The organism is Methyloceanibacter sp. (assembly GCF_049590335.1).
Lineage (GTDB): Bacteria > Pseudomonadota > Alphaproteobacteria > Rhizobiales > Methyloligellaceae > Methyloceanibacter.
Genome location: NZ_JBAWCQ010000121.1, coordinates 1 through 14,083 on the forward strand (window position 1 = coordinate 1; position 14,083 = coordinate 14,083).

General features: G+C 61.0%; 11 protein-coding genes. 5 read left to right on the top strand and 6 right to left on the bottom strand.

What is annotated here, in order from left to right:
* Nucleotides 1-24 precede the first annotated feature (24 nt).
* Nucleotides 25-519 carry a fasciclin domain-containing protein gene (locus tag WBQ77_RS09685; RefSeq protein ID WP_424060005.1) on the bottom strand — a complete coding sequence of 165 codons (495 nt, stop codon included), beginning with the start codon at nucleotides 517-519 and terminating at the stop codon, nucleotides 25-27.
* A 294-nt stretch (nucleotides 520-813) separates the two neighbouring features.
* Here WBQ77_RS09685 and WBQ77_RS09690 point away from each other — a divergent pair, with 294 nt between their 5' ends.
* Both WBQ77_RS09690 and WBQ77_RS09695 read left to right on the top strand, forming a co-directional pair.
* A complete protein-coding gene (locus tag WBQ77_RS09690; protein ID WP_424041953.1) occupies nucleotides 814-1,770 on the top strand; it encodes a LysR substrate-binding domain-containing protein in 957 nt (318 codons plus the stop codon).
* Nucleotides 1,771-1,806: 36 nt separating this feature from the next.
* Entirely contained in the window at nucleotides 1,807-2,826 is a 1,020-nt protein-coding gene (locus WBQ77_RS09695; protein WP_424060007.1) for a TerC family protein, read from the top strand.
* Nucleotides 2,827-2,890: 64 nt separating this feature from the next.
* On the opposite strand, the gene dusA is transcribed toward WBQ77_RS09695, so the two are convergent.
* The 5 genes from dusA to WBQ77_RS09720 all read right to left on the bottom strand — a co-directional run bounded on the left by dusA (nucleotide 2,891) and on the right by WBQ77_RS09720 (nucleotide 6,523).
* On the bottom strand, nucleotides 2,891-3,907 hold the full coding sequence (gene dusA, locus WBQ77_RS09700) for a tRNA dihydrouridine(20/20a) synthase DusA (protein ID WP_424060009.1): 1,017 nt from the start codon (nucleotides 3,905-3,907) through the stop codon (nucleotides 2,891-2,893).
* 115 nt (nucleotides 3,908-4,022) lie between these two features.
* Nucleotides 4,023-4,751, bottom strand: a complete 729-nt coding sequence (gene arsH / locus WBQ77_RS09705) for an arsenical resistance protein ArsH (RefSeq protein WP_424060011.1) — start codon at nucleotides 4,749-4,751, stop codon at nucleotides 4,023-4,025.
* Nucleotides 4,752-4,754: 3 nt separating this feature from the next.
* Nucleotides 4,755-5,165 carry an arsenate reductase family protein gene (locus tag WBQ77_RS09710; RefSeq protein WP_424060013.1) on the bottom strand — a complete coding sequence of 137 codons (411 nt, stop codon included), beginning with the start codon at nucleotides 5,163-5,165 and terminating at the stop codon, nucleotides 4,755-4,757.
* A gap of 11 nt (nucleotides 5,166-5,176) precedes the next feature.
* On the bottom strand, nucleotides 5,177-5,509 hold the full coding sequence (locus WBQ77_RS09715) for an ArsR/SmtB family transcription factor (protein ID WP_424060015.1): 333 nt from the start codon (nucleotides 5,507-5,509) through the stop codon (nucleotides 5,177-5,179).
* Between the two features lie 60 nt (nucleotides 5,510-5,569).
* Complete coding sequence (locus WBQ77_RS09720; protein WP_424060017.1) at nucleotides 5,570-6,523, bottom strand: c-type cytochrome; 954 nt, start codon at nucleotides 6,521-6,523, stop codon at nucleotides 5,570-5,572.
* A gap of 119 nt (nucleotides 6,524-6,642) precedes the next feature.
* Here WBQ77_RS09720 and WBQ77_RS09725 point away from each other — a divergent pair, with 119 nt between their 5' ends.
* The 3 genes from WBQ77_RS09725 (at nucleotide 6,643) to WBQ77_RS09735 (ending at nucleotide 14,081) form a co-directional block, all read left to right on the top strand.
* Complete coding sequence (locus WBQ77_RS09725) at nucleotides 6,643-8,973, top strand: heavy metal translocating P-type ATPase (RefSeq protein ID WP_424060019.1); 2,331 nt, start codon at nucleotides 6,643-6,645, stop codon at nucleotides 8,971-8,973.
* A 15-nt stretch (nucleotides 8,974-8,988) separates the two neighbouring features.
* Nucleotides 8,989-11,640 carry an aminopeptidase N gene (pepN, locus tag WBQ77_RS09730; protein WP_424060021.1) on the top strand — a complete coding sequence of 884 codons (2,652 nt, stop codon included), beginning with the start codon at nucleotides 8,989-8,991 and terminating at the stop codon, nucleotides 11,638-11,640.
* A gap of 149 nt (nucleotides 11,641-11,789) precedes the next feature.
* Nucleotides 11,790-14,081, top strand: coding sequence for an ATP-binding protein (locus tag WBQ77_RS09735; RefSeq protein WP_424060023.1), 2,292 nt, complete (start codon nucleotides 11,790-11,792; stop codon nucleotides 14,079-14,081).
* Nucleotides 14,082-14,083 lie beyond the last annotated feature (2 nt).

Below are 14,083 nucleotides of genomic sequence, written 5' to 3' on the forward strand. Positions count from 1 at the left end.
ACACCCCCCGCTCCCTAGTTGTGATTACGATTCCGGCGGAACCAGCACGCCATCTAGTGCGTGGATCATGCCGTTTGCTGCTGGGATGTTCTTCCTGACGATTTGAGCATCGTCGACCGTGAACTGATTTGCGGTCGCTCCATCAATCTCGATGGCGTTGCCGGTCTTGGTTTGGGTAGCGACCTTGCCATTGGCCCACTGGCTCACAAAACTCTTCCCAGGGATGATGTTATTTTTGAGCAGGATCACCAACTCATCCTTGTTCTCCGGTTCCAGCAGCCGCTCGACCGTGCCGTTGGGCAAAGCCGCGAAGGCCTCGTCCGTGGGTGCAAAGATCGTCCATTCCCCAGCGCCCTTGAGGGCATCCGAGAGTCCGGCCGCGTTGACTTCAGTAACAAATGCCTTGAACGATCCATCGGCGTTTGCCCGCTCGTAGAGATTGGGGGCTTGGCTTGCGTGAGCAGTTCCCACAACCATCAAACTGAGGGCAGTGGCACCCGCGATCGTCTTCCACATCATTACAAACGTCCTCCTATCCGTTTCGAAGTTCACAAATAGCCGAACCATTCGGCTGTTGATTACTTGGGAAGGCGTGCCCGTGGCAGACAATTGAAAGCTGGCCGCAAAGTCATCGGCGCTCGCGATGGCAAGACCTCGAATTGCTAGGCCTCGGATAGCGAGGCCTAGACAAGCCCTGAGAGGGAGAATCGCCAGCTATCAACGCCCATCAGGTCTTTCGAAAGGAAATATCATAATTTTGATAGGAATTATCTATGCTTGTAGAATAGAAAAGTCAGTACCCTACATCCAAGTATGGAAGGGAAAAATACCGTGCCTACACTGAGACAATTGGAATATTTGGTATCCGTGGCTGACTGCCGTCATTTTGGGCGGGCCGCCGAGCGAGTCAATGTCACACAGCCAACCTTGAGCGAACAGTTGCGGACTCTTGAGCACCGCCTTGGTGTTCAACTCGTCGAACGGTCCCGCTCGAACGTCGTCGTGACTCCCCTCGGCTTTGAAGTTGTCGAGATCGCGCGCCGCATGCTCCGCGACGCCCAGCGTATTGTCGACGTTACAGGTCATGTCGGCGCAGGCATAGCCGGCGTAGTCCGGCTCGGCCTTCCCCCCACGATTGGCCCGTATCTGCTCCCGCGCGTGGTGCCCAGCCTCCACGCCACCTACCCCAAATTAAAACTCTATGTGCGCGAGGAGCTCCCACACGCCCTGCCCCGCGAGCTGGCCGAGGGCCTGCACGATGTGGTCATCGCGCCTCTCCCCGTGACCCAGAGCGGTCTCAAGGATGCCGTCCTCTTTGAAGAGCCGCTTTATCTCGCCGTCCCCGTCGACCACGAGCTGGCGAACCGCGCCAGCGTCAAGGCGGCCGACCTGGAAGGCGTCGACCTGCTGGCGCTCGGACCCGGACACCAGCTCCGCGATATTGTTGTCAATCTCGCGGCCGAGTGTGGTGCCAACCTTCGCTACGACTACGAAGGCACCAGTCTCGACACGCTGCGCGAAATGATGGCCACGGGTCTTGGCGTGAGCCTGATGCCGGGGCTGTATGTGCGTAGCGTCGTCAGCAAGGACCCGCGCTTCAAGACCTACGACATCGGCAGCCGCGGCCTTAGCCGAACCATCGGTATGCTGTGGCGCAAGACCAAAAACCCGCAGCACAATTTCGACAATCTTGCCGTATTAATCCGGAACATCGTAACGGATGAATTTGGCGCCAACCGTGCTAATACACCGGCCGAGCCTGTCGCTTAGCGGCGCTACCATCCCGATTTTCCGGAGTTTTACTTGATGGAGTTCACTGACACCCTGGTCATGGGCACGCCCCTATGGATGTGGGCTATTTTCATGACCATCGTGGTCATTCTACTTGCTCTCGATCTGGGGCTTTTTCACCGCACAGCCCGCGAGATTGGCGTCAGGGAAAGTCTCGTTCTCAGCGCTTTCTACATCACGATCGGCCTCGGTTTCGGCGCTTGGGTCTGGGTCTATGCGGGCCCCACCAGCGGCAAGGAGTATCTCACCGGTTTCCTAGTGGAGAAGACGTTGTCCATGGACAACATCTTCGTCATGTCCCTGATTTTCACGTATTTCGGCATTCCCCGAATCTATCAACACCGGGTACTGTTTTACGGCATTCTCGGGGTCATCTTGCTGCGCGGCCTTGTTATCGCTATCGGCGCGTGGCTCGTCGCGAGTTTTCACTGGGTTCTGTACATCTTCGCGCTGCTGCTGATCTTTACCGGGATCAAGATGCTGCTTCCCGGCGACGACGAGCCGGACATCAAGGAAAATCCCGCTCTGAGGATCATGCGGCGGTATTTGCGCATTACGCCCAAGCTGCGCGAGCAACGCTTTTTTGTCCGCGAGCCCGACGGCAAGACCGGCGCAATCGTAACCTGGGTCACGCCGCTCTTCGTCGCCATGATCTTGATCGAGATCGTCGACGTGATCTTTGCACTCGACAGTATCCCGGCAATTTTCGCGATCACCACCGATACGTTCGTGGTCTACACATCCAATATTTTCGCCATCCTTGGCTTGCGCGCGCTCTATTTCGCGCTTGCGGCCGTCATCGACCGCTTCTCCTACCTCAAGCCGGCGCTTGCCATGATCCTGGTGTTCATCGGGTCAAAAATCTTCGTTGCGGATCTGGCGGGATGGGAAAAGTTCCCGGCATCGGTTTCGCTCAGCGTGACCGTGGCCCTGATCGCCGCCGGCATTCTCTACTCGCTCTGGCGCATCCAGCGCGATCCCGCGCCACCATCGGAAGACGACAAAGTTCAAAATGCCAAGGCAGGTGATCTTTAGGCAGGATGGGTGACCTTTTGGGGACGCCGTATCGCGCCAAGGGATAGTACGCTGGCACGCGGCCTTACGCGGCGGCGGACGTTTTCTCCGCAGCATCCGCGCCCAGCGCATCGCCGCTGACAATATGGCGTGCGTGTCGGAGCACCTCGATACCGGCGCCGGGAAGGTGCGCATGTTCGGCAATGTGGCGCCGGAAGGCACGGGCACGCGGCTGGCGGTGAAACAGCCCCAAGATGTGGCGGGTCATCGCGTTCAGCCCAACCCCGCGATCGAGTTCGCCCTGAACATAATCGATGAACCGCTCAAGCACCTCGAGGCGCGAGAGCGGCGGCTCGGCTTCGCCGTAGAGCGTCCGGTCCACATCCGCCATTAGATACGGGTCGGCATAGGCTGCCCGGCCCAACATCACGCCATCCACATGAACGAGATGGGGAGCAGCATTTGGCAGCGACGTGAGACCGCCATTGATGACAATGGCGAGATCGCTACGCCGCGTCTTCAGCCGGTGTACGCGATCGTAATCCAAAGGTGGGACGTCGCGGTTTTCCTTGGGACTGAGACCGTCCAGCCAAGCCTTTCTGGCATGGACGATGAACATCTTGGAGCCGGCGTCGGCGACCGTGTCGACGAAGCGATCGAGGCTCTCTTCCGTATCTTGATCGTCGATACCGATACGGCACTTCACCGTCACGGGCACGCGCACCGCGTCTGACATCGCCCTGATGCAGTCAGCGACCAGCGCAGGCTCGGCCATGAGACAAGCGCCGAAGCAGCCGGACTGCACGCGGTCCGACGGGCAGCCGATGTTCAGATTGATCTCGTCATAGCCCCAATCGGCCCCAATGCGCGCGGCCTCGGCGAGCCGGGCCGGATCGCTGCCGCCCAGCTGGAGTCCGACAGGATGTTCGGCGGCATTGAAGCCAAGCACGCGCAGGCGATCGCCGTGGAGAACGGCGTCGGCCGTGACCATCTCGGTGTAGAGAAAAGCGCGCACGGAGATTAGCCGCAAAAATGTGCGGCAATGACGGTCGGTCCACTCCATCATCGGTGCGACGCAGAAGCGATGAGAGTCTGGTTTCAACGACTTAAGCTCACTCAGTGAATGCAAGACCGGAACGTGGTGATGCAGTGCGGCAATCGCAAGGCGGCAATTAGCCGAGGAAGGGGCATATGCGCAAGTCCATGCAAAGAACCTGTTAAAGGCTATTCTGATTAACCCGCTTTGACAGTTCCGCGGCGCTCTCCACGCGTTCCGAATAGCGATCGACTAGAGGCTCCGCACGGCCGCGCACCAGATAGGTGAACTTCACCAGTTCCTCGATCACATCGACGAGCCTGTTGTAATAGGTCGAAGGCTTCATGCGATCGTCATCATCGAACTCCATAAACGCCTTCGCCACGGAAGACTGGTTTGGAATTGTCAACATGCGCATCCAACGCCCGAGTACGCGCATCTGATTGACCGTATTGAAACTCTGCGAACCACCGCAGACTTGCATCACGGCGAGCGTCTTGCCTTGCGTCGGGCGCACCGCACCCAGCGCCAGCGGGATCCAATCGATCTGCGCTTTCATGATGCCGGTCATGGCGCCGTGGAGTTCCGGCGAGACCCAGACCATCCCTTCGGACCAGGCGGCCAGGTCCCGCAACTCCTGAACTTTCGGATGATCGATTTCCTCCGAGTCCGGCAGCGGCAATCCGTGCGGATCGAACATGCGGGTTTCACACCCGTGCCATTTCAGGAGGCGCTCCGCTTCGAGGGCCATAAGCTTCGAGAACGAGCGTGGCCGCAGCGAACCGTAAAGCAGGAGGATGCGCGGCGGATGCCCCGGATCGCCGGCCCCGGCATAGTAATCGGTATCGACCGGCTGCATGTGTTCAAAGTCGATGTTGGGAAGGTCGTGCCCGTTCTGCTTCACCGTCAAAACCTATGCCCTCCTCGTGTCGATCTGCTCACCATCCTCTTTGGTGAAAACACCGAAATGCGGATTCTCCAGAAGTTTGATAACCGCTTCGCTCGGACGGTACAGGCGAATGCCTTTGGGCGTCACGACGATGGGACGGATGACCAGGACCGGGTTCTTGAGCATGGCATCCAGCAGCGCCTCATCAGAAACCGAAGGGTCAGTCAGGCCGACTTCCTCGGCTGGAGACTTGTGGACGCGCAAGGCCGTTCGCGGCGTGAGAGAAGCCCCGGCAAAAAGCGCGAGCAGCTTCCCCCGGCTCCAGCCCGTGTCCAGGCACTCGATCACCAGGATCTCTTCGCCCGAGGCCTCGATCATCTTGAGCACGTTGCGGGACGTACCGCATTGCGGGTTGTGGTGGATAACGGCAGTCACAGAACTCTCCCTCAGCACTCGCACACGATCTCATCCAGAACAGATTTGCAGAGATCAGCGTTGCCGCCGCAGCAGTCCTCCACCAGGAATGCCAGGAGACCCCGTGTGCCATTCAGGTCCGAGTAGTACCGGATCGTCCGGCCCTCGCGTGCATTGCGGATGAGGCCCGCCCGCATCAGGACGCTGAGATTGGCTGACATCGTGTTCTGCCGCACATTGAGCGCATAGCTGATCTCGCCAGCCTGCATCCCTTGGAGACCGGCCCTTATCAGGAGGCGAAACACCTCCAGCCGCGTCTCCTGACCGAGAGCCGAGAGCGCGATGAGACTCTGATTAAAATCCATATATCGAGAATAGTCGAACTATTGGCCAATGCAAAGACTGTTCGCGGCACGGGAGCCGCTCTACGGCGCCTGGCCAGCCGGCTGAGTTGCCAAATCGGGCACGAGCTCTTGCCCCGGCAGCGCGGCATCGGGGTCTGGCGGCGCCTGGATCGGCAGATCTTCGATGACCATCGGCATGACGGGAGAGTTTGCGGGCGCGATGGGCCGGGGATGGGCGATCATATAAGCGGCGACGTCCCAGGCTTCCTGCACGCTCAGGAGCGGGTTCTTAAAGTCGACTCCCACGGGCATGTTCGCGCGGATATACGAAGCCGCATACGCGATCTGGCCCATGCCCGCACCGCCGTTGAAGCTCTCCGCTCCCCAGATCGGCGGGACGTAATAGCCAACTTCCGGCGGCAGCCTTGGGGCGCCCTGCCCATCCTGACCATGACAGCTCACGCAGTGCTGCGTGTAAACAGTCTCGCCACGCCGGGCACTCGGGACATCGCCGGGCAATGCGATCGGCATCAGTCCGGAGCCCGGCAGCCGTACGCCCGGGGGCGAGTCTTTGCCCACGAATTTGAGGTAGGCGATCAAGGCCGTCATCTCACGGCTGTCTTCGGGCAACGGCTTTCCGTTCAGCCCGAGCCGCATGCAGGAATTGATACGATCGGGCAGCGTGACGACCTTGTTGTCCACCAGCATCGGAAACGTCGCGGCCGTCGAGACGAAGGGTGCAGCGAAGGGCTTGAGGCCACCGTTCAAATGGCAACTCTGACAGGACAGGTTGTTGCCGCCATAGGCCATTGCGGGATTTTGCGCGGCCTTGCCGATCAGGCGGGGTGTGTTCACAACCAGACGCTTGCCGTAGAGGATCAGATCGGTCTCGGGTCCCGGCTTCAACTCGGCAAGGTCCTTGGCCAGGTTGGAGGGGTAGCCCGCCGTGGTGCTTCCTTCCGAGACGAGATATCCTGCGCCGACGCCAACCACCGCCGCCAAGGCGATGCACAATTCCCATGCAACTGTTCTCAAGCTGAACGGTCTCCCATCATCCCCGAAGGGTCAGCATGATCCGCACCCCTTCCGCCTAGCAGATGCACGGACGCTCGTGAACGAGTATATGAGCCTAACCTGATCACGATCTTGAAAGCATGACAGACAAAACATTCCAGCCCACCGAGACGTCCGTCGATCCCGTATGCGGCATGAAGATCGACCATCATGCCGGCAAGTTCAGCGCGGACCACGACGGCACAACATATCATTTCTGCTCGGACGGCTGCCGGGAGAAATTTACCGCGGACCCGGATCGATGTCTGAACGGCGTCCCCGCGTCTGAGGCTATCCAGCCCGGCACGCTCTACACCTGCCCCATGCACCCCGAGATTGTCCAAGAGGGCCCTGGCACCTGCCCCATTTGCGGCATGGCCTTGGAGCCCATGGGCATTCCCGCAGGCGATGCACCCAACGAGGAGCTCATCGACTTCACCCGGCGTCTTCGGGTCGCAGTCCCCCTCGCGCTGATCGTGGCCGTGATCGAGATGAGCGGGCATCTTCTCGGACTGGACCTGCTGCCGTTCCTGTCACCGCATGCTAAACAACGGCTCCTGTTCGTGCTAGCAACGCCGGTCGTTCTATGGTGCGGCTGGCCGTTCTTCGTGCGCGGGGCGCAGTCACTGCGCACGAGGCATCTGAATATGTTCACGCTGATCGGCCTAGGCACGGGCGCGGCCTATGTCTACAGCGTTGTGGGCACGTTCGCGCCAGGTCTGTTCCCGAAAACGATGCAGGACGCGCACGGGCTGGTGCCGGTCTATTTCGAGGCGGCCGCCGTCATCATCGCGCTGGTCCTGCTAGGGCAGGTTATCGAATTGCGCGCCCGCGAGAAAACCGGTGGCGCCATTCGGGCGCTGCTCGAACTTTCGCCCAAGACGGCCTTACGCGTGCACGATGGCGGCGAGACCGAGACGGTCCCCCTCGCCGACATTCAGGTGGGCGATGTCTTGCGTGTTCGGCCCGGTGATCAGGTCCCTATCGACGGTACCGTGATCGACGGCCGCAGCCAGGTCGACGAATCCATGCTGACCGGCGAACCCGTTCCTGTGGCAAAAGCGCAAAACGATACCGTTACCGGCGGGACGTTGAATGGCACCGGTGCCTTCGATATGCGCGTGGACCGGACCGGCGCAGAGACGACCCTATCCCAGGTCGTGAACATGGTCGTCGAGGCGCAGCGCTCCCGCGCGCCGATCCAGCGCCTTGCCGATAGCGTGGCGGGCTACTTTGTCCCGGCGGTCATCGCCATCGCCGTCATCGCCTTCATCGTGTGGTTGCTCACCGGGCCCGCACCCCAGCTCGCCCACTCTCTGGTGGCAGCAGTCAGTGTTCTGATCATCGCCTGCCCGTGTGCGCTCGGTCTTGCGACCCCGATCTCGATCATGGTCGCTACGGGCCGCGGTGCACAGGCGGGGTTTCTCATCCGCAATGCCGCGGCGCTGGAGCGTCTTGCCAAGGTCAACACGCTCGTCGTGGACAAGACCGGCACGCTCACTGAAGGCAAACCCATGCTGACCAACGTCGAAGCGGCAACCGGCTACACGAAGACCAAGGTTCTTAGCTTTGCCGCCGCACTCGAGAGCAGCAGCGAACATCCGCTTGCGGTCGCAATCCTGAAAGGCGCCGCAGACCAGGGTGTCAAGTTCGAGAAGGCGCGGGACTTCGAGGCCGTGACCGGTAAGGGCGTCATTGGCCGGGTGGGCGGGAATATCGGCGGACACGCGGTGCGGCTCGGCAATGCCCTGTTGATGGACGACTACCGCATCAACATCCTTGCCGTCGAGGACGCGGTTTCGCGTTTACGCAAGGAGGGCAAGACTGTGATGTATGTGGCGGTCGACAACCGGCTCGCCGGCATCGTCGCCGTCGTCGACCCGATCCGCCAGAGCACAAAGGAGTCTGTTGCCGCGCTCCACGGTCTCGGCCTGCGCCTTGTGATGGCGACGGGCGACAACATGACGACAGCCCAGTCCGTCGCGGACCAGCTCGGGGTCGACGAGGTCCATGCCGGTATGACACCGGGGGACAAGCTGGAACTCGTGGAAGGGCTCATGAAGCAAGGCGCGGTTGTTGCCATGGCGGGCGACGGGATTAACGATGCCCCGGCGCTGGCCAAAGCTGATGTCGGGATTGCCATGGGCACGGGCGCCGATGTCGCCGTCGAGAGCGCCGACATAACCTTGCTCCGAAGCGATCTCCGCGGCGTCGCGCGCGGCGTGAAACTGTCCCTCGCGACCATGGCCAACATCAAGCAGAATCTCTTTTTCGCATTCTTCTACAATGCGATTGGCGTCCCCATCGCGGCAGGTGTGCTCTACCCTGTCGCCGGAATTGTGCTATCGCCGATGATCGCGGCAGCCGCGATGAGCCTGTCCTCCGTTTCCGTCGTGGGGAACGCGTTGCGCTTACGCCGTATTGAACTGTAACCGGAGGCCCCAAGAATGAACGACGAGAGCCGAAGCACGAAGTTCCTCAAGGACTATGCGCCGCCGGATTACCTCATCAAGGAAGTCGCGCTCGACGTGCGCCTTGCGCCGAAAGGCGCGCGTGTCGCCTCACGGCTTTCGATTGAGCCCGGCGCGGGCACCGTGGCCGGCACGCCGCTAGTTCTCGACGGCGAAGCGTTGACGCTCCAAAGCCTCGCCCTCAACGGACAGGAGCTCGAGGCTGGCCGCTACACGCTAAGCCCCGGCAAACTCACGATCACCAACCCGCCCGTAGGGCCGCTCACCCTCGACATCGTCACGCTTTGCGACCCCGAGGCCAACACGGAGTTGTCGGGGCTCTACCTATCCAGCGGCACCTATTGCACCCAGTGCGAACCGCAAGGCTTCCGTCGCATCACCTATTTCGTCGATCGCCCGGATGTTCTGGCGACATACACGGTACGCATCGAGGCGGATCGCGCGGCAGCCCCTGTGCTGCTTTCCAATGGCAACCCCCTCGAGTCCGGCGAGATCGATGGAACCGGCCGGCATTATGCCGTCTGGCACGATCCGCATCCCAAGCCCTCTTATCTGTTCGCGCTTGTGGGCGGCAACCTCGCCTCGATCCACGATAGTTTTGTCACCGCGTCCGGACGCGAAGTCGCGCTCGGCATCTATGTCGAACCCGGCAAGGAGGATCGCTGCGATTGGGCGATGGAGTCGTTGAAGCGCGCCATGCGTTGGGACGAGGACCGGTTCGGCCTCGAATACGATCTCGACGTGTTCAACATCGTCGCCGTGTCCGACTTCAACATGGGCGCGATGGAGAACAAGGGCCTCAATATCTTCAATGATAAGCTCGTCCTCGCGCGGCCCGATACAGCGAGCGACGCCGATTACGCCTCGATCGAGAGCGTGATCGCCCATGAGTATTTTCACAACTGGACGGGCAACCGCGTCACCTGCCGCGATTGGTTTCAGCTCTGCCTGAAGGAGGGGCTTACCGTCTTCCGTGATCAGGAATTCACGGGCGACGTCCGCATGGGCCCTGTCGAGCGCATCCTCACCGCGCGTCTGCTCAAGGCCCGTCAGTTCCCGGAGGATGCAGGTCCCCTCTCCCATCCGGTGCGCCCCGCCTCCTATATCGAGATCAACAATTTCTACACGGCGACGGTCTACGAAAAGGGTGCCGAACTCTGCCGCATGCTCCAAACGCTTCTCGGCCAGGACTCCTTCCGCAACGGCATCGCGCTGTATTTCGAACGGCACGACGGAGAGGCCGCTACGGTCGAGAACTTCATATCCGCCATGGCCGACGCCTCGGGCCGCGACCTAACCCAATTCATGCGCTGGTACACGCAGAGCGGCACGCCCGAGATCGCCTGCTCGCTCGACTACGATCCGCACGCTAAAACCGCACGGTTGAAGGTGAGCCAGGTTGTCCCGCCGACGCCGGGTCAAGGCAGCAAGGAGCCGATGCATATCCCGCTCAAAGTCGGCCTCATCGGCGCCAATGGCGACGAATTGCCTCTCAAGCTCGATGGCGAGATCGTTCCGGACGGGCTGTTGGAGCTCACCGAGCGCGAACAGTTCTTCGAGTTCGAGGACATCCCTGCCCCGCCGACCCCGTCGATCCTGCGGGATTTCTCCGCGCCCGTGCGCGTGACCACGAGCCTCAAGCCGGAGCAAATCGAGTTCTTGATGATCCATGACAGCGATCCGTTCAATCGCTGGCAGGCGGCACAGACTTACGCCACCAACCTGATCGCATCTGCTGCACGGAACGGCCTCGACCTTGGGCCGGTCGGTGGAACCCAGGCGGGGCGCCTTGCGCAGACTTTGGAACCGACTCTGCGTGACGAGACTCTGGCGCCCACCTACCGCGCCGAAGCGTTGAAGCTTCCAAGCGAGTCCGACATCGCCCGGGAACTCGGACGCAATGTCGATACCGACGCCATTCTGACGGCTCGCAACACCTTGCGCGCAAATGTCAGCGCGGCCATGGCGGACACGCTCTTGGGGATCTACGACTCCACGGCTATGGACGGAGCCTTTTCGCCGGACCCGGAAAGTGCGGGCTTGCGCGCGCTCCGCAACGCGGCGCTCGATCTGATGTCCGCCACGGGGACGGACGAGGCCACGGACCGGGCTTTTCGCCATTATCGCGCCGCCACTAACATGACGGACGCTATCACCGCGCTATCGATCCTGTCACATATCCCCTCGCCCGCCCGAGAGGAGGCTCTCGAGGACTTCTATGCGCGATGGCAGGACGATCCGCTCGTGCTCGATAAATGGTTCGCGGTGCAGGCCCGCGCGGCGCGGCCCGATTCAGTCGAGACGGCATATAGGCTTCTCAGCCATCCGAAGTTCTCGCTGAAAAATCCCAACCGCGTCCGGGCCCTTATCGGCTCCTTCGCCATGGCCAACCCGTCCGGCTTCAACAGGGCCGATGGCGCGGGCTACCGGTTTCTTGCGGACCAAGCCCTAAAAATCGACGGTTTTAATCCGCATGTCTCGGCCCGCCTGCTCGGCGCCTTCGAAAGCTGGAAAACCCTGGAAGCTGGACGGCAAGCCCATGCAAAAGCCGCCCTTGAGTGCCTTTCCGGCACAAAACTGTCCACGGACGCCTACGAGATCGTCACCAAGACGTTGGGCTCAGCCTAGAATCGGCCTTTCCCTGTCAACGACTTGTTAACGTAATTTCCACAGGTTTTTACTAGACAGATGCTTCAGTCCTCGATTCCATGGACGGAAGCGATTCGGAGATGCGGCAACTTCTCCGGGACGATGATTAGGAGAAGAAGGGGGACCGAATGGCGCGGGCTCGTCCTGCGCGAGGTGCGGGAATCTATTCCATCGCAGGGCCACGATGGCAGGACATCCGCGCGCTCGTCGATCAACATCTCCCCTCACCTGAGAGGTTGCGCCAGCTCGTCCCGGTTTTCCTGGTCGGCTTTACCCTAATTGCGTGCCTGGGCTTCTATTTTCAGATCGGGAATGGGAAGGATGCAGCGCTGACCGCGGCACGGCAGCAGCTTTCCCTGAACGCCGATGTCAGCTCGCTGAAGCTAAGCGGCGAAGTCCTGGCCTCCAGTGCAGATTGGCAGGGAGAGCTGGCGCGGACCCTGCCCTATAGCGCCGCGCGCGCGGGCCGCGTCATATTACTGTCCGATGCCGAAGGCGGCATCCAGGCGCGGGTCCCGATCGGCACCGACTTCCATGGAAATCTGCTCAAAGTTCTCGGTCCCGGCCAGCCCCTCACGATAATGGGCGCCGATGCCGGCGTGATGCGCGTCACGTTGAATGACGGCACCGATGCCTTGGTGACCGTGCGCAACGTTCCGCACACCGATGCTCAACTCACGCTCATCCAGCCCGTCGCAAGCGCGCTTGCAGGCTGGCAGAGAAATACGCTGATCGAAGTGACCCTCCTCGTCTGCGGTGGGCTGATCCTAATGCTCTTCGCAGGGGCTTTCTGGTATCTGACGCCTTTCGGGAAGAGAGAGGAATCCAACACGCTCACGCGCGAACTCACCGATGCTCTGCCCGGTTGCGGCGTGTGGCGCTGGAATCTCCCGCGCGGCCACGTGGATTGGTCCCTGCCAATGTATGCGCTGCTCGGCATGGAGCCCGCGTCCGGGGTCGTGTCCTACGGGATGATCGCCAATAGGCTGCACCGGGAGGACGATCTGCGGGCCGAAGTCGACCGTCATTTGCGCGAAGGTATGAGCCTGTTCGATCAGTGCTTCCGGATGCGCCATGCGGAGGGTCACTGGGTGACGATCCGCCTGCGCGGCCACATTTCCCGCGCCACCGGTACAAGCGAATCTTACTTAACAGGCATGGCCGTACTCGCCGATCCCAATGCGGCTCCGGGCTCTGCGGACGCCAATGCGCGGTTGCGCGATGCGGTTGAGACCATTTCCGAGGCCTTTGTGCTGTGGGACAATCATAACCAGCTGGTCATGTGCAACAGCAAGTACCAGCAATTCCATGGCCTTGCCGATGACATGGTGCAGCCGGGCAGTGCCTACGACGAGGTGATCGCCGCGGCATCCGAACCTATCGTCTCCAAGCGCTTCGCCGTGGCCGGCAAGGGCGACCGCCAATCGCGGACCTACGAGGCCCAGCTGGAGGACGGCCGCTGGCTACACATCAATGAGCGCCGCACACGTGACGGCGGCTATGTGAGCGTCGGCACGGACATCACCGATCTTAAGAAAAGCCAGACCAAGAACGCCGAAAGCGAACAGCAGCTTCGTGCATCAGTCGCCGAACTGCGTCTATCGCGGCGCGAGCTTGAACACCAAAAGCAACAGCTCGTGGATTTGGCGGAAAAATATGCGCTGGAGAAAAACCGCGCGGAAGCGGCGAACCGGGCCAAGTCCGAGTTCCTCGCCAATATCAGCCACGAACTGCGCACACCTCTGAACGCCATCATTGGCTTCTCCGAGGTCATGCAGCAATCGCTGTTCGGCCCGCTCGGTCACGAGAAGTATCAGGAATATGCGCGCGACATCTATTCGAGTGGCGCCTACTTGCTCGAGGTGATCAACGACATTCTCGACATGTCGAAGATCGAAGCCGGCCGCATGACGTTGGATATCAGCAACGTGGACGTGGCCGATATTGTCGAAGACAGCATGAAGGTCGTGAGCCAAACGGCGGCCGAACGCGGCATCGTGCTCGAGCGTCATGGCCCGAAACGCTTCCCCATCCAAGCGGACCGGCGCTATCTGAAACAGATCTTCCTCAATCTGCTTTCCAACGCCGTGAAATTCTCCCGCGAGGGCAGCCGCGTCGACGTGCATCTGACGCGCAGCAACGGCAAGCTGAAGATCGCCATCAAGGACACTGGGATCGGCATCGCACAGGGCCACATCGCCAAGCTCGGGCGCCCCTTCGAGCAGGTCGAAAACCAGTTTTCCAAGAGCCATCAGGGCAGCGGCCTTGGCCTTGCCATCTCGCGCGCCTTGGTCGAGCTGCATGGGGGCACGATCGAGATCAAGAGCCGCGAGGGCTCCGGCACGACGGTGACCTGTTCGTTGCCCATCCGCACGGCACGTCCAGCCGACGTCGAAGAGCCGCTTGCGAAAAGCGCCTAACT

What these genes read in the sequence shown, in the direction of transcription:
- WBQ77_RS09685 (WP_424060005.1), bottom strand. Translation starts at nt 519, where the DNA reads ATGATGTGGAAGACGATCGCGGGTGCCACTGCCCTCAGTTTGATGGTT.
- WBQ77_RS09690 (WP_424041953.1), top strand. Translation starts at nt 814, where the DNA reads ATGGAAGGGAAAAATACCGTGCCTACACTGAGACAATTGGAATATTTG.
- WBQ77_RS09695 (WP_424060007.1), top strand. Translation starts at nt 1,807, where the DNA reads ATGGAGTTCACTGACACCCTGGTCATGGGCACGCCCCTATGGATGTGG.
- WBQ77_RS09715 (WP_424060015.1), bottom strand. Translation starts at nt 5,509, where the DNA reads ATGGATTTTAATCAGAGTCTCATCGCGCTCTCGGCTCTCGGTCAGGAG.
- WBQ77_RS09725 (WP_424060019.1), top strand. Translation starts at nt 6,643, where the DNA reads ATGACAGACAAAACATTCCAGCCCACCGAGACGTCCGTCGATCCCGTA.
- pepN (WP_424060021.1), top strand. Translation starts at nt 8,989, where the DNA reads ATGAACGACGAGAGCCGAAGCACGAAGTTCCTCAAGGACTATGCGCCG.
- WBQ77_RS09735 (WP_424060023.1), top strand. Translation starts at nt 11,790, where the DNA reads ATGGCGCGGGCTCGTCCTGCGCGAGGTGCGGGAATCTATTCCATCGCA.